The sequence below is a fragment of the Paracidovorax konjaci genome, assembly GCF_900112675.1.
Classification (GTDB): Bacteria; Pseudomonadota; Gammaproteobacteria; order Burkholderiales; family Burkholderiaceae_C; genus Paracidovorax; species Paracidovorax konjaci.
Map to the genome: position 1 here is coordinate 78,605 of NZ_FOMQ01000010.1, position 18,212 is coordinate 96,816.

At 66.3% G+C, this 18,212-nt stretch carries 15 protein-coding genes, 3 tRNA genes and 1 pseudogene; 14 read left to right on the forward strand and 5 right to left on the reverse strand.

Translation table 11 applies throughout. The features are described from left to right. The 12 genes from BM144_RS15320 to BM144_RS15375 all read left to right on the forward strand — a co-directional run bounded on the left by BM144_RS15320 (position 1) and on the right by BM144_RS15375 (position 10,462). Complete coding sequence (locus tag BM144_RS15320) at positions 1–906, forward strand: SPOR domain-containing protein (protein ID WP_092953907.1); 906 nt, start codon at positions 1–3, stop codon at positions 904–906. A 26-nt stretch (positions 907–932) separates the two neighbouring features. Further along, positions 933–1,421, forward strand: a complete 489-nt coding sequence (locus BM144_RS15325) for a CvpA family protein (protein ID WP_092953910.1) — start codon at positions 933–935, stop codon at positions 1,419–1,421. Between the two features lie 105 nt (positions 1,422–1,526). After that, entirely contained in the window at positions 1,527–3,032 is a 1,506-nt protein-coding gene (gene purF / locus BM144_RS15330; RefSeq protein ID WP_092953913.1) for an amidophosphoribosyltransferase, read from the forward strand. A gap of 13 nt (positions 3,033–3,045) precedes the next feature. Next, entirely contained in the window at positions 3,046–4,275 is a 1,230-nt protein-coding gene (locus BM144_RS15335) for an O-succinylhomoserine sulfhydrylase (RefSeq protein ID WP_092953916.1), read from the forward strand. Continuing rightward, complete coding sequence (gene gltX, locus BM144_RS15340; RefSeq protein ID WP_092953918.1) at positions 4,272–5,708, forward strand: glutamate--tRNA ligase; 1,437 nt, start codon at positions 4,272–4,274, stop codon at positions 5,706–5,708. The genes BM144_RS15335 and gltX overlap by 4 nt, the downstream gene beginning before the upstream one ends. A gap of 64 nt (positions 5,709–5,772) precedes the next feature. Beyond that, positions 5,773–5,848, forward strand: a tRNA-Ala gene (locus BM144_RS15345). Between the two features lie 33 nt (positions 5,849–5,881). After that, positions 5,882–5,957 (forward strand) — tRNA-Glu (locus BM144_RS15350). A 50-nt stretch (positions 5,958–6,007) separates the two neighbouring features. Further along, a tRNA-Asp gene (locus BM144_RS15355) sits at positions 6,008–6,084 on the forward strand. A gap of 16 nt (positions 6,085–6,100) precedes the next feature. Continuing rightward, the gene (locus BM144_RS23185) at positions 6,101–6,319 is read left to right on the forward strand and encodes a hypothetical protein (protein WP_175526044.1); all 219 of its coding nucleotides are present in this window, start codon (positions 6,101–6,103) and stop codon (positions 6,317–6,319) included. Between the two features lie 203 nt (positions 6,320–6,522). After that, positions 6,523–7,674 (forward strand): acetyltransferase domain-containing protein, encoded by a 1,152-nt coding sequence (locus BM144_RS15365; RefSeq protein WP_092953924.1) that lies wholly within the window; start codon positions 6,523–6,525, stop codon positions 7,672–7,674. A gap of 68 nt (positions 7,675–7,742) precedes the next feature. After that, positions 7,743–8,963 (forward strand): multidrug effflux MFS transporter, encoded by a 1,221-nt coding sequence (locus tag BM144_RS15370; RefSeq protein ID WP_092953927.1) that lies wholly within the window; start codon positions 7,743–7,745, stop codon positions 8,961–8,963. Between the two features lie 110 nt (positions 8,964–9,073). After that, positions 9,074–10,462 carry an MFS transporter gene (locus BM144_RS15375; RefSeq protein ID WP_092954171.1) on the forward strand — a complete coding sequence of 463 codons (1,389 nt, stop codon included), beginning with the start codon at positions 9,074–9,076 and terminating at the stop codon, positions 10,460–10,462. A gap of 55 nt (positions 10,463–10,517) precedes the next feature. Here the strand turns inward: BM144_RS15375 and BM144_RS15380 are convergent, their stop codons facing one another. Next, positions 10,518–11,642 carry a DUF72 domain-containing protein gene (locus tag BM144_RS15380; RefSeq protein ID WP_092954174.1) on the reverse strand — a complete coding sequence of 375 codons (1,125 nt, stop codon included), beginning with the start codon at positions 11,640–11,642 and terminating at the stop codon, positions 10,518–10,520. A 186-nt stretch (positions 11,643–11,828) separates the two neighbouring features. On the opposite strand from BM144_RS15380, the gene BM144_RS15385 reads away from it, so the two are divergent. Next, the gene (locus tag BM144_RS15385; RefSeq protein WP_092953930.1) at positions 11,829–14,195 is read left to right on the forward strand and encodes a Tex family protein; all 2,367 of its coding nucleotides are present in this window, start codon (positions 11,829–11,831) and stop codon (positions 14,193–14,195) included. A gap of 49 nt (positions 14,196–14,244) precedes the next feature. Continuing rightward, positions 14,245–15,072 (forward strand): HDOD domain-containing protein, encoded by an 828-nt coding sequence (locus BM144_RS15390; RefSeq protein WP_092953933.1) that lies wholly within the window; start codon positions 14,245–14,247, stop codon positions 15,070–15,072. Positions 15,073–15,256: 184 nt separating this feature from the next. On the opposite strand, the pseudogene BM144_RS15395 reads toward BM144_RS15390, so the two are convergent. The 4 genes and pseudogenes from BM144_RS15395 to BM144_RS15405 form a co-directional block, all read right to left on the reverse strand. Beyond that, positions 15,257–15,992 (reverse strand): annotated as a pseudogene (locus BM144_RS15395) (IS5 family transposase). Positions 15,993–16,184: 192 nt separating this feature from the next. Further along, the gene (locus BM144_RS22835; RefSeq protein WP_139225738.1) at positions 16,185–16,427 is read right to left on the reverse strand and encodes a hypothetical protein; all 243 of its coding nucleotides are present in this window, start codon (positions 16,425–16,427) and stop codon (positions 16,185–16,187) included. After that, on the reverse strand, positions 16,424–17,050 hold the full coding sequence (locus BM144_RS23615) for an RHS repeat-associated core domain-containing protein (RefSeq protein ID WP_092953936.1): 627 nt from the start codon (positions 17,048–17,050) through the stop codon (positions 16,424–16,426). The genes BM144_RS22835 and BM144_RS23615 overlap by 4 nt, the downstream gene beginning before the upstream one ends. 19 nt (positions 17,051–17,069) lie before the next feature. Then, complete coding sequence (locus BM144_RS15405; protein WP_092953939.1) at positions 17,070–18,101, reverse strand: transglutaminase family protein; 1,032 nt, start codon at positions 18,099–18,101, stop codon at positions 17,070–17,072. Positions 18,102–18,212: the final 111 nt, after the last annotated feature.

An 18,212-nucleotide genomic window follows, 5' to 3' on the forward strand; every position in this document is an offset into this window, starting at 1 on the left:
ATGGCATTTTTCAAGTTTCGTTGGCCCGGCCGCAAGGAGCAGCCCGAAAAGCCCGCCAAGCGGTCACGCGGCGGCAGCGGCGCCCAGGCCGAGAGCATCGAGGCGATGCGTCGGCGTGCCCGCCATCGCCTGATCGGCGCCGCCGTCCTGGTGCTGGCCGGCATCATCGGCTTCCCCGTCCTCTTCGATACGCAGCCCCGGCCCATCCCGGTGGACATCCCGATCGACATTCCCGACCGCAACAAGGTCGCGCCGCTCGTCGTTCCTGAGCCCGCCCAGGCTGCGGCGTCTTCGCCAGCCCCGGGGCCGGCCGCCGCCCCTGCGGCCGGCCGCACGGCTGCCAGCCCGCCCACGGCTGGCCTGTCCGACGGGGAAGAGGTCATCCAGCCTTCGCGCGGCACGGCCGCCGCCGCGGCTTCTTCTTCCGCCCCGGCGCACAGGGCGGAGGCCCATGCCGAACGCTCCGCGGCCGCATCCGCATCCAAGCCGGAAACCAAGCCTGCCGCCAAGCCGGCCCATGAACCCAAGCCGGAGCCCAAGCCCGCCGTGGCCGAAGCCCGGCCGGCGGCCCCTGCGGCGGTGTCGCGCGACGACGCGGCCCGTGCCCGTGCCCTGCTCGAAGGCCGTGACGGGGCCGCAGGCGCTGCCGCCACCGCTGCGGCGAAGCCCGACGATGGCGGACGCCTGATCGTGCAGGTGGGCGCCTTCGCGGATGCCGACAAGGCCCGCGAAGTGCGGCAGTCGCTGGAGCGATCGGGGCTCAAGACCTACACGCAGGTCGTGGACACCAAGGATGGCAAGCGCACGCGCGTGCGGGTGGGGCCTTTTGCCAGCAAGGCCGAGGCCGACAAGGCGGCGGCACGCATCAAGGGCCTGGGTCTGTCCGCTTCGGTCCTCGCGCTGTAGGCAGGGTGGGGCGGGCTTTCTGAGGTATGTCGGCGCTGGACTGGATCTTCGTGGCAGCGTTGCTGGCATCGCTGCTGCTGGGGGCATGGCGCGGCCTGGTGTACGAAGTGCTTTCGCTGGCGGGATGGGTGCTCGCTTTCTTCGTGGCGCAGTGGTTCGCGGCCGATGTGGCCGCCTGGCTGCCCATCGCCGAATCGGCGGGTTCGATCCGCCATGCGGCGGGATTTCTGGTGGTGTTCGTGGGAACGGTGTTCGCCTGCGGTTTTCTTGCGTGGCTTGCCAAGAAGCTCATCGAGGCCGTGGGGTTGCGACCTGCGGACCGCACGCTGGGCGCGGCCTTCGGGTTGCTGCGCGGGCTGGTGCTGTTGCTGGCCGCCACGCTCGTGGCCCTGTGGACACCGGTCCATGAGGCCGCATGGTGGAAAGAGTCCGCAACGGTCCCCATATGGACCGAGATGCTGGTGGTGCTCAAGCCGGCGCTTCCTGAATCGCTCGGGCGGCATCTGCCGGGTTGAGCAGGTTTGTTTCGTGCGCGTGGCGGCCATCCCGACAAGGGCGCCGCGGCGGGTTTCTTTGGTGTGTATCGCGGGCCGGGCCCGCCTTTGGATGGAACGCTAACTATGTGTGGAATCGTCGGTGTGGTCAGTACGGCTCCCGTCAACCAGCTGATCTATGACGCCTTGCTGTTGTTGCAGCACCGGGGCCAGGATGCCGCGGGCATCGTCACGCAGCAGGAACGCAAGTTCTTCATGCACAAGGCCAAGGGCATGGTGCGCGACGTGTTCCGCACCCGCAACATGCGCGCGCTGCCCGGCACGGTGGGCCTGGGTCAGGTCCGCTATCCCACGGCCGGCAACGCCTACAGCGAGGAAGAAGCGCAGCCTTTCTACGTGAATGCCCCGTTCGGTATCGTGCTGGTGCACAACGGCAACCTGACCAATGCACAGTCCCTGCGCGCCGAACTGTTCTCTACGGACCATCGCCACACGAACACCGAGAGCGACTCCGAAGTGCTGCTCAACGTCTTCGCGCACGAGCTCGAACGCTCCACCCATGGGGTGCCCCTGCAGGTCAAGGACGTCTTCGCGGCGGTGCGTGCGGTGCACAAGCGCGTCAAGGGTTCGTACGCGGTGATCGCGCTGATCGCCGGCCACGGTCTGCTGGCGTTCCGCGATCCGCACGGCATCCGCCCCCTGTGCCTGGGCCGCAGTAGCGACGGCGCGGTGATGGTGGGCAGCGAATCGGTGGCGCTCGAAGGCACCAACCACGTGTTCGAGCGCGATGTCCAGCCCGGAGAGGCCGTGTTCATCACGCCCGACGGCACCGTGCATTCGGAGCAGTGCGCCGCGGCGCCGCAGCTCAATCCGTGCATCTTCGAATTCGTCTACCTCGCCCGGCCGGACTCCGTGCTCGATGGCATCTCGGTCTACCAGGCGCGCCTGAATCTGGGCGAGTCGCTCGCCAAGCGGGTGGTGTCCACCGTGCCGCCCAACGAGATCGACGTGATCATCCCGATCCCCGAATCCAGCCGCCCCAGCGCCACGCAACTCGCGCATCTGCTGGGCATTCCGTACCGCGAAGGTTTCGTGAAGAACCGCTATGTGGGCCGCACCTTCATCATGCCGGGGCAGGGCGTGCGCAAGAAGTCGGTCCGCCAGAAGCTCAATGTGATCGGCAGCGAGTTCAAGGGCCGCAACGTGCTGCTCGTGGACGACTCCATCGTCCGCGGCACCACCTCGCGCGAGATCGTGCAGATGGCCCGCGATGCCGGCGCGCGCAAGGTCTACCTGGCCAGTGCCGCGCCACCGGTGCGCTATCCCAACGTGTACGGCATCGACATGCCCACGAGCAACGAACTCGTCGCGCATGGCCGCACCGTGGAGGAAATCCGCGAGGCGATCGGCTGTGATGCCCTCATCTACCAGGATGTGAATGCCATGAAGAAATCCGTGGGCTCGCTCAATGGCCGCATCCAGGGGTTCGACGCGTCGTGCTTCGACGGCATTTACGTCACGGGCGACATCACGGCCCAGGACATCGCGCGCTTGAACGAAGGCCGCGTCGGCAAGGAAGAGCAGGAAGAAGACACATCCCGCCTGGCTTTGCCCAACGCACAGGACGCTTGAGAGGGGTCGTTCCATGAGTTCCGAATCGAACCGCAGCAGCCTGCCAGCAGGGCTGCATCCCGACACGCTGGCCGTACGGGAGTCCATTGCGCGCAGCCAGTACGGCGAACACTCCGAGGCGCTCTACCTCAGCAGCAGTTTCGTGCAACCCGATGCGCAGACGGCCGCGCTGCGCTTCGCTGGCGAGGAAGAGGGCTACACCTACACCCGCACCGGCAATCCCACCGTGACGGCGTTCGAGCGCCGCCTCGCGGCCATGGAGGGCACCGAGACCGCCATCGGTACCGCGACGGGCATGTCCGCCATCCTGCTGATGTGCCTGGCCCTGCTCAAGACCGGCGACCATGTCGTCTGCTCGCAGTCGATGTTCGGATCGACCATCAAGCTGATCGGCGGAGAGCTGTCGCGGTTCGGTGTGCAGACCACCTTCGTGCCGCAGGCGGATGCCGCCGCATGGAAAGCCGCGCTGCGGCCCGAAACCCGCCTTCTTTTTGCCGAGACGCCCACCAACCCGCTCACCGACCTGTGCGACATCGCTGCGCTGTCGGCGATCGCGCGGGAGGCCGGCGTGCTGCTGGCCGTGGACAACTGCTTCGCGTCGCCGGCACTGCAGCAGCCTGCGAAGCTGGGCGCGGATCTGGTCATCCATTCGGGCACCAAGTTCCTCGATGGGCAGGGGCGTGTGATGGCAGGCGCCGTGTGCGGCCCGCGGTCGCTCATCGACGAGAAGCTCGGTCCGATGATCCGCAGCGCGGGAATGAACCTTTCGCCCTTCAACGCCTGGGTGGTGCTCAAGGGGCTGGAAACGCTCTCGATCCGCGTGCGGGCACAGGCCGACAACGCGCTGCGCCTGGCCACCTGGCTGGAAACGCATCCGGCCGTGGGCCGGGTGTACTACCCTGGCCTTGCCTCCCATCCGCAGCACGCGCTGGCGATGCGCCAGCAGTCGGGTCTCGGCGGCGCGGTGCTCTCCTTCGACGTGAAGACCCAAGGCGATGCCGCGCAGGCGCGCCTGCGCGCCTTCCACGTGATCGACAGCACGCAGGTATGCAGCATCACGGCCAACCTGGGCGACGTGAAGACGACCATCACCCATCCCGCGAGCACCTCGCATGGACGGCTCAGCGAAGCCCAGCGCCAGGCCGCGGGCATCGGGCAGGGCCTGATCCGCGTGGCCGTGGGCCTGGAACACATCGACGACTTGAAGGCCGACCTTGCGCGCGGCCTGGATACCTTGCAATGAGCCAAAGCCCTTCTTCCGCAGCTTCCGCTGGCGGCACGCAACGCGTGCGCACCCGTTTCGCTCCGTCGCCCACGGGCTTCATCCACCTGGGCAACATCCGGTCTGCTCTCTATCCCTGGGCGTTCGCCCGCGCCACGGGCGGGGATTTCATCCTGCGCATCGAAGACACCGATGTAGAGCGATCGAGCCAGGCGGCCGTCGATGTGATTCTCGAAGGCATGCAGTGGTTGGGAATGCAGCCCGATGAGGGCCCGTTCTACCAGATGCAGCGCATGGATCGCTACAAGGAAGTGCTGGCCCAGATGCAGGCGCAGGGCCTCGTGTACCCGTGCTACATGAGCGTGCAGGAGCTCGATGCCCTGCGCGAGCGCCAGATGCAGGCAAAGGAAAAGCCGCGCTACGACGGCACGTGGCGGCCGGAACCCGGCAAGACGCTGCCGGCGATTCCCGCGGGCGTGCAGCCGGTCCTGCGTTTCTGCAACCCCATCGGCGGATCGGTCGTGTGGGAGGACAAGGTCAAAGGCCGCATCGAGATCCGCAACGAAGAGCTGGACGATCTGGTGATCGCGCGTCCCGATGGCACGCCTACCTACAACTTCTGCGTGGTGGTGGACGATATCGACATGGCGATCACGCATGTGATCCGCGGCGATGACCACGTGAACAACACGCCGCGGCAGATCAACATCTTTCGCGCTTTGGGCAAGGAGCCGCCCGTGTACGCCCACCTGCCGACCGTGCTCAACGAGCAGGGCGAGAAGATGAGCAAGCGCAATGGCGCCAAGGCCGTGACGCAGTACCGTGAGGAAGGCTATCTGGCGGAAGCCATGGTGAACTATCTTGCCCGCCTGGGATGGAGCCATGGCGACGACGAGATCTTCTCGCGCGAGCAGTTCCTGGGATGGTTCGATCTCGACCATCTCGGGCGCAGCGCCGCGCAGTTCGACGAAGCCAAGCTGCGCTGGGTGAATGCCCAGCACATGAAGGCTTCTTCCGATGAGCGGCTGGCGGAGTTGATCGCTCTTCGCTTGCTGGCGCGTGGGATCGCGGAGGCGGACCTCGCCGATGGACGGCTGCCCCGCATCTGCGCGCTTTTCAAAGACCGTTGCGACACGTTGGTGTCGCTGTGCGACTGGGCTTTCGTTTTCTATGGCGATGTGGTGCCCAACGAAGAGGAGCGTGCCAAACACGTGGTGGACGCCGTGAAGCCCGCCATCGGTGCGCTCTCCGAAGCTTTGGCAGGATGTGCATGGGACAAGGTTTCCATTTCCGCCGCCTTCAAGGAAGTCCTCACCGCCCATGGCCTCAAGATGCCGCAACTGGCCATGCCCGTTCGCGTGTTGACCGTGGGCACTGCGCATACTCCCTCGGTCGATGCCGTACTTGAATTGCTGGGGCGTGAAAAAATTGCCGCCAGATTGCGAAACGCATAAAAAGCTGTCTATAATTCGAGGCTCAGAAGATGGCGCCGGTAGTTAATACGGGTTCTGTCCAAGTGGGGGTATAGCTCAGCTGGGAGAGCGCTTGCATGGCATGCAAGAGGTCATCGGTTCGATCCCGTTTACCTCCACCACTGAGAGTTAGCCAATCGTTGGTTCCAGGTTTTGACCCTATCGTCTAGAGGCCTAGGACATCACCCTTTCACGGTGAGTACCGGGGTTCGAATCCCCGTAGGGTCGCCAAGTTTGTAGCACTTGGTTTGCACGGATGTGCAAGCAAACGCTGCCTGCCAGGAGTGGTAGTTCAGTTGGTTAGAATACCGGCCTGTCACGCCGGGGGTCGCGGGTTCGAGTCCCGTCCACTCCGCCAGTTAATCGAAGCCTGATTGAAATCAGGCGTCAAAAACATAATCAAAGCCGCAGCGATTCGTCGTTGCGGCTTTTGTTTTTTCCGAACCGTTTTTTCGCCGCTGGTGCTGGTGCTGGTGCTGGTGCTGGTGCTGGTGCTGGTGCTGGTGCTGGTGCTGGTGCTGGTGCTGGTGCTGGTGCGGGAGGGGACAACGCCCAGTCTTGCTGGCGGCACGGGGTCGAGGTTGTTTGCGTAACAGGTGCGCATTTCAGGGCGAAAGCTGAAAGGGTTTTGCCGGGGCCTTTTTGGCCAGCAACTGGACGGCACAATCGCAGGCTTTGCGAAGAGCGATGCGCATACCGTTGCCGCGCATTCGCCTGCCGATCGCGGCGACAGGTTTTTGCCTGCGCATTCGTCCATCCATCCTGCCGTCCCGCCGTGTCTTACGTTTCCTCGCCTGTGCCTGTACCTGCCTCATCGCGCCTGCAATCCATCGATGCGCTGCGGGGGCTGGTGATCCTGTTCATGTTGCTCGACCATGTGCGGGAGACATTCTTCCTGCACCAGCAGGTGATGGACCCGATGGTGGTTGCCGACACGTCTCCCGCGGTCTTCTTCAGCCGTTTGCTCGCGCACGTGTGCGCTCCGGTTTTCGTCTTCCTGACCGGGCTGTCCGCTTTCCTCTACGGGTCGCGGCAGACCGATGCAAGGACGGCGGCATCGGTCTTTTTGCTCAAGCGCGGGCTGTTCCTCGTGCTGCTCGAAGTCACGCTGGTCAATTTAGCCTGGACCTTTCAGTGGCCTCCGCGCGTCATCTATCTGCAGGTGATCTGGGCGATCGGTCTCAGCATGCTGGCGCTGGCGGCCCTGCTGTGGTTGCCGCGCGGCGTGCTGGCAGCAGTGGGCCTGGCCGTGGTCGCCGGGCACAACCTGCTGGATGGATGGCACTTTCCCGCCGGGCACGCGCTGCATGTGCCCTGGGCGATTCTCCATGACCGTGGCTGGCTGGGCGAAGAAGGGGTGCTGCGCCTGCGGACCTCCTATCCGGTCTTGCCCTGGATCGGCGTGATCGCCTTGGGGTATGCCGCAGGGCCCTGGTTCGCCACATCGCAGGATGCGGCAACCCGGCAGCGGCGGCTGATCGCCTGGGCGCTGGGGCTGCTGGTGCTGTTCGTCGCGGTGCGTTGCCTGAACATCTACGGCGACAAGCCATGGACGGTGGGCGGTACGGCGCTGCAAACCGCAATGGGCTTTCTCAACGTGACGAAGTACCCGCCTTCGCTGCTGTTCGTGGCACTCACGCTGGGTGTGGGATTGGGGCTTCTCTGGGCCTTCGAGCGCGTGCCGGCTGCGCGATGGCTGCGCGTTCTGGTGGCCTTCGGCGCCGCGCCGATGTTCTTCTATGTACTGCACCTGTACGTGCTCAAGGCCCTGTATCTGGGGGCTTTCGCGGTGTGGGGGCCCAACCAGGGGGCGGTTTTCGGCTTCGATGCGATGTGGCAGATCTGGCTCTGCACGGCGTTGCTGGCCGTGCTGCTCTACCGGCCGGTGCGGGCATTCGGGGCGTTCAAGGCCCGCCGCAAAGACCTGGCCTGGCTGAAGTATCTGTAGTAGCGCCGCTGTCGGCCGCCACACGCCGCAGGCCTGCGGAGGACTCCCTGACTGGCGACAATGCGGTGATGTCTTCTTCGCCTTTTCTGCGCATGGCCCTGGTTCTGGGCCTGCTTTCGGCCATCGGGCCTTTCGCCATCGACATGTACCTGCCCGCGCTGCCGGAAATCGGGCGTGGCCTGGATGCCCCGGTGGGTGCCGTGCAATGGAGCCTGACGGCCTTCTTCCTGTCGCTCGGTGCAGGCCAGTTGCTCTACGGCCCAGTGTCCGACATGGCGGGGCGCAAGCCTCCGCTGTATTTCGGCCTGGGGCTTTTCACGGTGGCCAGCATCGGCTGCGCGCTGGCGACCAGCATCGAAGCCTTGCTGGTGCTGCGCTTCCTGCAGGGCCTGGGGGCCGCGGCGGGCATGGTGGTGCCGCGCGCGGTGGTGCGTGACCTGCACACCGGCCCCGAGGCCGCCCGGCTGATGTCGCTGCTCATGCTGGTGTTCAGCGTGTCGCCTTTGCTCGCGCCACTGGCCGGCAGCGGGGTGATCGCCGTCGCGGGCTGGCGCGGCGTTTTCTGGGCGGTGGCGGTGGCTGCGGTGGCCGGCCTGTTGCTGGTGCGATCTGCCCTGCAGGAAACCCGGCCCGCGTCCGACCGGGCAGGCAGCAATCTGGCCGGCGCCTTGCGCGGCTATGCGCAACTGCTGCGCGATCCGCATTACATGGGCCTGGTGTTCATCGGCGGCTGCGCGATGGCGGGCTTCTTCGTCTACCTCGCCGGTTCGCCGTTCGTGCTGATCAACCACTACGGGCTCACGCCGCTGCAGTACAGCCTGGCGTTCTCCTTCAACGCGGCCGCGTTCTTCGCGATGGCGCAGTTCAACGGCATGCTGAGCGCGCGCTATGGACTCGTGCCGCTGGTGAAGGTGGCCGCCACGGCGTCGGGGCTGGTGATGGCCGCGATGCTCACGTACTACCTGCTGGGCGGCGACCGGCTGGCCGTGCTGATCGCACTGTATTTCGTGGCCAGCGCCCTGATGGGGCTGGTGATTCCCACCACGTCGGTCCTCGCGCTCGAAGACCATGGTGCGATCGCCGGCACGGCCTCCGCACTGATGGGCACGCTGCAGATGCTGACGGGCGCCGTGGCGATGGCGCTGGTCGGCATGTTCGCCGATGGCCGGCCGCTGCCCATGGTGGCCGGCATGGCCACGGGGGCCTTTCTGGGTGTGGCGCTCTGCTGGATCACCCTCGGCCGCGGCGGCCCGGCAGCCTCGGCAGCAGGGCAGGGGGCACGGGGTTGAGGCGCGACGCCGCCCCGCCCCCCGGCGCCCCGGCTCCGGCCGCCGCTGCCAGCGCCGGCGTTCCTGCCGGCGTGCCGGACGGGCTCGAACCGCCCGCCCGCGCGCGGGCCATGCTGGTGATCATCCTGGGCATCGCGGTCGCGGTGCTGGATGGCAGCATCGTCAACCTCGCCCTGCCCGCCATCGCGCGCGAGTTGAATGCCGGCGCGCCGCAGGCCATCTGGGTGGTGAACGCCTACCAGATCGCCACGCTCGGCATGCTGCTGCCGCTGGCGGCGCTGGGTGAGCGCATCGGGTATCGGCGCGTCTACCTCATCGGCATGCTGCTGTTCGCCGTGTCGTCCATCGGCGCGATGCTCGCCTCGTCGCTCACCACGCTCATCGCGGCGCGTGCCGTGCAGGGCCTGGGGGCAGCCGGGATCATGAGCGTGAACGCGGCACTGGTGCGGCTGACCTATCCGCGGGCCCGCCTGGGCCAGGGGCTGGCCATCAACTCTCTGGTGGTGGCGGCCTCGTCGGTGGCCGGGCCGTCGGTGGCCGCGGCCATCCTGTCGGTGTCGTCGTGGCCGATGCTGTTCGCCATCAACCTGCCGCTGGGGCTGGTGACGCTCTGGCTCGGTCGCCGCGCGTTGCCGTTCAACCCGCAGCGGCCGGCGGGCAGTGCCCCCGGTGCCGGCGCGGCGCGGTTCTCGGTGCTGGACGTGGCGCTGAACGTGCTGATGTTCGCGCTGGTGTTCATCGGGGGCGACCAATTGGGCGTGCGCGCCGAGGCGGGCGGCTCGCCGCTCGCCGGCGCGGCGATGCTGCTGGCGGGCGTGGCGGTGGGTGTGGTCTACCTGCGCCGGCAGATCGCGCTCGAACGGCGCCACGCCACACCGCTTTTCCCCGTGGACCTGATGCGCATCCCGGTGTTCGCGCTGTCGATGGGGGCTTCGGTGGCGGCGTTCTGCGCGCAGATGCTGGCATTCCTTTCGCTGCCGTTCCTGTTGCTGGAGGCGCACGGGCGCTCGCATGTGGAGGCCGGGTTGCTGATCACGCCGTGGCCGCTGGCCATCGTGGCGGTCGCGCCCCTGGCCGGCCGGCTGATCGGGCGCGTGCCGGACGGCGTGCTGGGCGGCATCGGCATGGCGGTGCTGGCGGCGGGGCTCGCCGCGCTGGCCACCCTGCCGGCCGATCCGGGCGCGCTGGGCGTCGTCTGGCGGATGGCGCTGTGCGGTGCCGGGTTCGCGCTGTTCCAGTCGCCCAACAACCACACCATCGTGACCTCGGCGCCGCTGCAGCGCTCGGGCGCGGCCGGCGGCATGCTGAGCACGGCGCGCCTGACCGGCCAGACGCTGGGCGCGGTGCTGCTGGCCGTGATCTTCGCGGTGTGGGGCACCCACGGCGGCCGTGCGGAAACCGTGGCGCTGTGGCTTGCTGCGGGCTGCGCGGTGCTGGCGGGCGTGTGCAGCGTGCTGCGCCTGCGCCCTGCCGGCATGCCACGCATGGATGGGCATTGAATGGCCCCCATGCCGCCGGATCCATTCAATAGTTCGCTATTAAAAATATAGCAAATCAGTCTGCCGACGGTGAGGGCGGCGGAGCGCGCAGCGCCGCCACCTGCGTGGCCAGGGCCCGTATCGTGAGGGGCGCGCAACCCTCCGCGTGGTTGCTGATCGCCACGAAGGCGTTCTGCCCGGCGCCGGTGATGCCGGATAGGGCGCGGGCCAGCACGGCCTGCACCTCCGGCGCGGGGTGGACGATGCGGTCGAACGGGCTGTAGAGCGCTTCGGCATCTTCGTAGCCGTAGGCGCCATGCACGGGGTTGAGGTTCCAGCGGCACACCAGCGGGCCGGGCCACAGGCGCCGCAGCAGCCGCAGTTGCTCTTCGAGCGGCGGCATCTTGGCGTGCAGGCCCAGGCAGTAGGTCGCACCGGCCGAACGCAGGGCATCCGCGAACAGCGGCTCGTACTCCGGCCACAGCCATTGCGGATCGCGCACCTCCACGGCCAGCACGCCGTCTGGCGCGGCAGGCGCGAGCGCCGGCATGGCGCGCAGCAGGGCGCCGAGGCGCTCGATGGTGGCTTCGAGGCGGTCCAGCTGCGCGAGCGGCAGGGGGCTCAGCTGGAACACCAGCGCCCCGACCTTCGCCCCCAGGCCCTCCAGAGCGGGCGCCACGAACTCCTGCAGCGCTAGCGCAGCGTCCAGGAAGGCCGGGTTGGGCGCGCGCCCCCGGCCGTCCTCGGCGCGCACGAGCGCATCGGTCACGAGGCTGGGCGCCTTCACGATGAAGCGGAAGTCCTCCGGCACCTGGGCCGCATAGCCTGCGTACTGGCTCACCGTGAGCGGGCGGTAGAACCCCCGGTCGATGCTCACGGTACGCATCAGCGGATGCTGCGCATAGGCGGCCAGGCCCTGCCGTGCGAGCGTGGACTCGGAATGGTCTCCTTCCCAGACGAGGCCTTTCCAGCCGGGATAGCTCCAGGAAGAGCCGCCGAGCCGCAGTGTGGGCGGCAGCGCTGCGGCGAGGGCGAGCAGGTCGCCATCGGGTGCCACAGGCCGGACGCCGCCGGTGCCGCGCCGCGCCGGTGCGGCGGAGGGCTTCGCGTGCGAGAGAGCCGGGTCCGCAGCCGGACCTGGCGGCGGGGACGGCGGTGGAGGAGGGGGCGGAAGGTCGTCGCCGAAGAGAGATTCTTGCATCGGAGCGGCCATGCTCGGGCTGGGTGCGGAGGCCCGGATTTTCGGACCCCTGGCTTGGCGGTTGCCTGGCCACAATGTCACGAATTGTTGGCCCCCAAAGGACCGTGCCTCCGCGCTCGCCGCGGCCTTCCGCGCCGCTATGGCACACTCGCCCGCTTCGTTTTTCGGCGTTCTTTCGCAAGGGATATGCAGCAGATCATCCGGCAACTTGCCACGGAAATCAGGGTGGAGGAAAAGCAGGTCCGCGCGGCGGTGGAGCTGCTCGACGGTGGGGCGACGGTGCCGTTCATCGCGCGCTACCGCAAGGAAGTCACGGGCGGGCTGGACGATGTGCAGCTGCGCGAACTGGACGCGCGCCTGGCGTACCTGCGCGAGCTGGACGACCGCCGCGGCGCGGTGCTGAAGGCGATCGACGAGCAGGGCAAGCTCACCGACGCGCTGCGTGCCGCGATCGCCGCCGCGCCCACCAAGCAGGAGCTGGAGGACATCTACCTGCCGTTCAAGCAGAAGCGCCGCACCAAGGGCCAGATCGCCCGCGAGTTCGGCATCGAGCCGCTGGCCGACCGCCTTTTCGCCGATCCGACGCTCGACCCGGCCGCCGAGGCACAGGCCTTCCTGCGGCCGCCCGAGGTGCTGGACGACGGCAAGCCCGGCGCCGATTTCTCCACCGTCTTCGCGGTGCTCGACGGGGTGCGCGACATCCTCTCCGAGCGCTGGGCCGAGGACGCGGCCCTCGTGCAGTCCATGCGCGAATGGCTCTGGACCGAGGGCCTGCTGCGCAGCAAGAAGGTGGATGCGAAGAACGAGGCCGACCCCGAGGTCGCCAAGTTCCGCGACTATTTCGAATACGACGAACCCATCGGCCGCGTGCCCTCGCACCGCGCGCTGGCGGTGTTCCGCGGCCGCGCGCTGGAGATCCTCGAAGCCAAGCTCGTGCTGCCCGTGGAGCCCGAGCCGGGCAAGCCCAGCATCGCCGAGGGCCGCATTGCGCTGCACCTGGGCTGGAGCCATGCGGCCCGCGCGGCCGACGACCTGATCCGCAAGTGCGTGGCCTGGACGTGGCGCGTGAAGCTCAGCCTCTCCACCGAGCGCGACCTGTTCTCGCGCCTGCGCGAGGACGCCGAGAAGGTGGCCATCAAGGTGTTCGCCGACAACCTGCGCGACCTGCTGCTGGCCGCGCCCGCCGGCCCGCGCGCGGTGATGGGGCTGGACCCCGGCATCCGCACCGGCGTGAAGGTGGCCGTGGTCGATGCCACCGGCAAGCTGGTGGAGACCGCCACGGTCTACCCGCACGAGCCGCGCCGCGACTGGGACGGCTCGCTGCACACGCTCGCGCGCCTCGTGCAGAAGCACGGCGTGCAGCTCGTGGCCATCGGCAACGGCACCGCGAGCCGCGAGACCGACAAGCTGGCGGCCGATCTGCTCAAGCTGGTGGCGAAGGCCGACCTTGCGTTCGAGAAGGTCGTGGTGAGCGAGGCGGGCGCGTCGGTCTATTCGGCGAGCGAATACGCGAGCCAGGAGATGCCCGACGTGGACGTGAGCCTGCGCGGCGCGGCCAGCATCGCGCGGCGCCTGCAGGACCCGCTGGCCGAGCTGGTGAAGATCGACCCCAAGAGCATCGGCGTGGGCCAGTACCAGCACGACGTGAACCAGAGCGAGCTGGCGCGCACGCTGGATGCGGTGGTCGAGGATTGCGTGAACTCCGTGGGCGTGGACCTCAACACCGCGAGCGCGCCGCTGCTCTCGCGCGTGTCGGGCCTCTCGGGCAGCGTGGCCAAGGCCGTGGTGCGCTGGCGCGAGGCCAACGGCGCCTTCCGCAGCCGCCGCCAACTCATGGAGGTGGCGGGCCTGGGTGCGAAGACCTTCGAGCAGTCCGCCGGCTTCCTGCGCATCCGCGGTGGCGACAACCCGCTCGACATGACGGGTGTGCACCCCGAGACCTATCCGGTCGTCGAGCGCATCCTGGCGCACGCCGCCAAGCCCGTGAACGAGGTGATGGGCCGCGCCGACATGCTCAAGCAGCTCAAGCCCGAGCTGTTCGCCAACGAGAAGGTCGGCGTCATCACCGTGCGGGACATCCTGGCCGAGCTGGAGAAGCCCGGCCGCGATCCGCGCCCGGACTTCAAGGTGGCGCGCTTCAACGATGGCGTGGAGGACATCGCCGATCTGAAGGAAGGCATGGTGCTCGAGGGCACGGTGAGCAATGTCGCGCAGTTCGGCGCGTTCGTGGACCTGGGCGTGCACCAGGACGGCCTCGTGCACGTGAGCCAGCTCAGCCACAAGTTCGTGCAGGATGCGCGCGAGGTCGTGAAGACGGGCGACATCGTCAAGGTGAAGGTGCTGGAGGTGGACGCCCCGCGCAAGCGCATCAGCCTCACGATGAAGCTCGACGCCGCGCCGGCCCGCCGCGATGCGGACGGCCGCGGCGCGCGCGACAACCGCTTCGAAGGCGCGGGCCGGGGCTATGCCCAGCCGCAGCGCCGCGCACCGGAGCCGGCGGCACCGTCGGCCATGGCGTCGGCCTTCGCGAAGCTCCAAGGTCACAAACGGTAAAAGGCGTTGCGGGCATGGATAATGGGCCGGTCCCCGCCCGCCCCACGCCATGGAACTCAACGCCCTGCTGGAAATCCCCGTGGCGCTGCCGAGCCATCCGCGCGCGGTGGCGCTGCTGATGGCCGAACTCGCGCACGTCGAGCCCAGCCTGCGCCGCCTCACGCAGATCTTCTGCACCGACCCCGCCCTGGCGGCGCGCCTGCTGGAACTGGCCAACACCCCCGCCTTCCAAGCCGCGCGCGCGATCTGCGGCGTGCCCGAGGCCCTGGCGCTGGTGGGCGTGCCGCAACTGCAGACGCTGGTCGGTTCGGCGGCGCTGGGCACCACCTCGCGCTCGGTGCCGGGCGTGAACCTGCAGCAGTTCTGGCGTTACAGCCTGCACACGGCCAAGATGGCGCGCTCGCTGGCGGGCATCGTGCGGCACAACCCGCTGGCGGCCTACACGGCCGGCCTGCTGCACGGCCTGGGCGAGTTGCTGATCCACCTGGGCCACCCCGAGCGGCTGGTGTCGATCGACTCGCTGGTGGGCCTGTTTGACCCGCGCCGCGCGGCGCTGGAGCAGCGCCTGCTCGGCTACGGTTTCGGCGAGGTGAGCGCGGCCATGGCGCGGCGCTGGCAATTGCCGCAGGTGGTGGTCGATGCGCTGCAGTACCAGCACGCGCCGTTCGACAACAGCGTCTACGAGCCCCTGGCGGGCGTCCTGCACCTCGCCGCCTGGCGGGCCTGGGCGCGCGAGGCCGGATGGGGCGACAAGGAACTGGCCGTGTCGTTCCCCGCGGAAGTCGGGCTGCCGCTGGGCCTGGACATCGACATGGTGCTGCAGCAGGACTCCATCGACTGGACGGCGCACGCGGACGCGAGCGCCTACATGGTGTGATGCGCGGGGCGCCTGCCTGGACGGCGGCATCGCCGACGACCCCCGCACCGGTCCGGTGGCAAGGTTGGTGCTTCGAAAAAAATAGCAAACTATTCAATGAATACGGCGACATGTGGCCAATCCGATTCGGATTTCCTGTCCGCGTGTCCGCATCGCTCCGGCGGCTGAAGATCTCAGAACGTGTTCACGATCTCCTGAGCAGCAGAGCGAGGAGGCCAGATGGACGAACTGCAGGCTGGTATTGAGCAGCCGCTCGCAGTTCTTCCACAACCGCCTGTTCTTCTCCAGCCAAGCAAAGCTGCGCTCGACAATCCAGCGCTTGGGCATAACTTTGAACGTGTGCAGTTCGCTGCGCTTGGCGATCTGCACTGTCACATGCCCACCCAGGATTTCCTGCACACCTTGCGCGAAGGGCTGGCCAACATCGCCGCTATCGGCGAGCAGGCTTTGCACCCGGCTCAGTGTGGGTTTGCAGCGCGTGAGCGCCAGCAGTGCTCCCTTGCGATCCGTCACCTCGGCCGTCGTCACCGCCACCGCGTGCGGCAGACCCTGCGTATCCACCGCGATGTGGCGCTTGATGCCCGAGACCTTCTTGCCTGCGTCATAGCCCTTCAAGGCCGCCGGTTCAGTGCTCTCACACTCTGCGCGTCGATGATCAAGAACGCGCTTGAGGCGTTGCGCCCCAGTCTCCCACGGGCCGCGCCAACCTGATTTTTTAAAGCCTGCTCCAGCAGGCTGACGCCCTGCTCATCGGGCAAGCTCCACGTGGCGAAGTACGAATGCACGGTGCGCCAGTTGGGAAAGTCGCTGGGCAGTGCCCTCCATTGGCAGCCCGTGCGCAGCAGATACAGCACTGCGCACCACACCTCGTACAAGTCAACGGTGCGCGGCTTGGTCTTCTTGCGCGCACTCTCCAGCATCGGCTTGATGATCTCGAATTGCTCGCGGCTCGTGTCGCTTGGATGTTTCTTGCTTCGCACCACGTCATTGTCAGCGGCCAGACAAAGATCGTGAACACGTTCTAAGATGTGATGGCCTTGAACGGATTATTGAACTGGATGCCTGCATTCCGGATGCAGAACATCAGCTTCAGTCCATAGCCGGCGCTTGAGTCATTGGGCCTTGCGCCCGAGTACGGCAATCTCAAAGACAAGAGTTGCAAGTAGAGCGCAAAGCCAAAATGGGAAGGTAGTTAGAGCGAAGCTTGCAATCTGAAAAGAAAGCAACTGCGCGTAGGTTTCGTCTGTCGGCACCTGAGTGCGGTGCTGCAAAATCGACCAAGCCGCATGGATGCAAACGACGATGAGCCAACCAACGACAGTCCACCAGTAGATGCGCTGTGATCGAGTTTTCATGGCACGTTCGGCGGGTTGAACGGTCTAAGTGCATCCACGACCTCAGGGGGAATCGGGCCACCCCTGGGAATACGGTAGTCAACGGCACCTGGGGCACGTGCGGCGTCACGCGCTACCCCACCAGGGAATGGCGACATGTTTGTCCTTATCCCACTCGCGCGAAGCGCAGAATCTGTTCTCACGGCACAGTTGTCAAAAGTACCAACACAGTTTCTGCAACCGTTCTGTGACAAGTTTTCAAGTGCCGCTTGATCCTGCTCGGGTGAACGAGGGATGATCGTCACTTGCTGATTTCTGAATTGACTTTGCGACTGTAGATAGCCCAACGGGGAGCCCCCGAGCGGAGTGTTGTTGCCATAGCTATAAATCCCCGCTCCCGTCACGCCAATCGCCGTGTGACCAAAGGGGTTCGTAGTTTCGCGGCGCCCGCCGGTGATGACCACCAGGTCGAGACCTGTGGGATCTATGTAGTTCATGGGGTTGCCGTCAACATAACCGAATCGGTTCCACCCGCCATCAAGGCCAATCGGATCAGCTTGCAAATAGCGAGCTGTCGCATTCCCACTACCACAGAGCGCCAGTACTACCGCAGTAAGACCTAGGATTCTTTGAGCGTTCATCATTTGCTATCCCCCTTTGTCGTCATGACGGGCTACGAGCCTTGTTGACAATCTGCCTATAGCGATCTCCCTGCAAGCGGTCTGGCTCGCGCCACCCAAGTGCCTCTGCCTTGCTTCGCCAGAGCGCCTGCTTTTCTTGCATATCGAGTAAGTATGGCCGAAGCTCTCGCGGCATGGCGTTGGGATTCGGGTACTGAGTATGGAAGTTCTTTTGCTCCAGCAGCCAATAGCCGTAGCCTTTGCTGGCCATCGTCGGTGCGTCATTCGGAGAATGTTCAAGCATCACGGAAGCAACAGCGAGCCCGCGAGGCACCTGCCCTTGCTCGAAAAAATGCTGTCGTAGCGTTTCTGCCATGGCAGCGGCCGATTCCCGCTTGCTCAACGGTCGCTTATAGACGCCGTTGGTCAACGCTTGGGGCGTCATGGGCGTGTCACGCTGATAGCTTGCGTCCATGCGCGGGAAGCCCCCGGATGTCGTCTCCAGATTAAACAGTCGGCCTTGCTCATCCCGGTACTTCACAAAAATGTGTTCGGGCGAGCGCGCAAGAGTGACATCGATTCCGAGTTTCTGCCCCAAGATGACAAACAGAATCGGCATTGACACGCAGTTGCCCTTCTTGGTTCGCAAGTAGGTCGCCAACAGTTTATTAGAGACCTTTGTACCCAACGGGTCGTCCAAGTCGTACTGGAACGGGCGTGGATGCTTCGGATCTGGCCCATGCAGGTAGGCGCGTAGCGTTTCGACCGCAATCTGCTTGCTGGAATTCGCAGGGTAAAGCCTTCGGACTTCATTAGCCATGGCATCAAGGCGAGCCAAGACCTCTTGCTCATCGATCTTTGGATCGATCATGTGATCGATGGACAGCTTCACGCGAGCTAAATCCATGCTGGATTCCGGCTGCTTCAGGATCGCCTTGAGCTTATTGAGTTGTGCGTCAGACGTCACCCCTTGATATTCGCTTGCATCCCGAATGCTGCCGGACGAGATTTGGGCTGCGGTGGGCAAGCACAGCGACATAAAAATCAATCCAAGTAGGAGCATGATCAATGGCATTCGCTAATCCTACAACTCAGGACTTGTGCCGACGAGTACATCTTCTCGGCCGCTGGCGCCTCGCCGTTTGGCGCGCAAGGGCTTTGTTGCACAAGCGCAGCCAGTCGAACG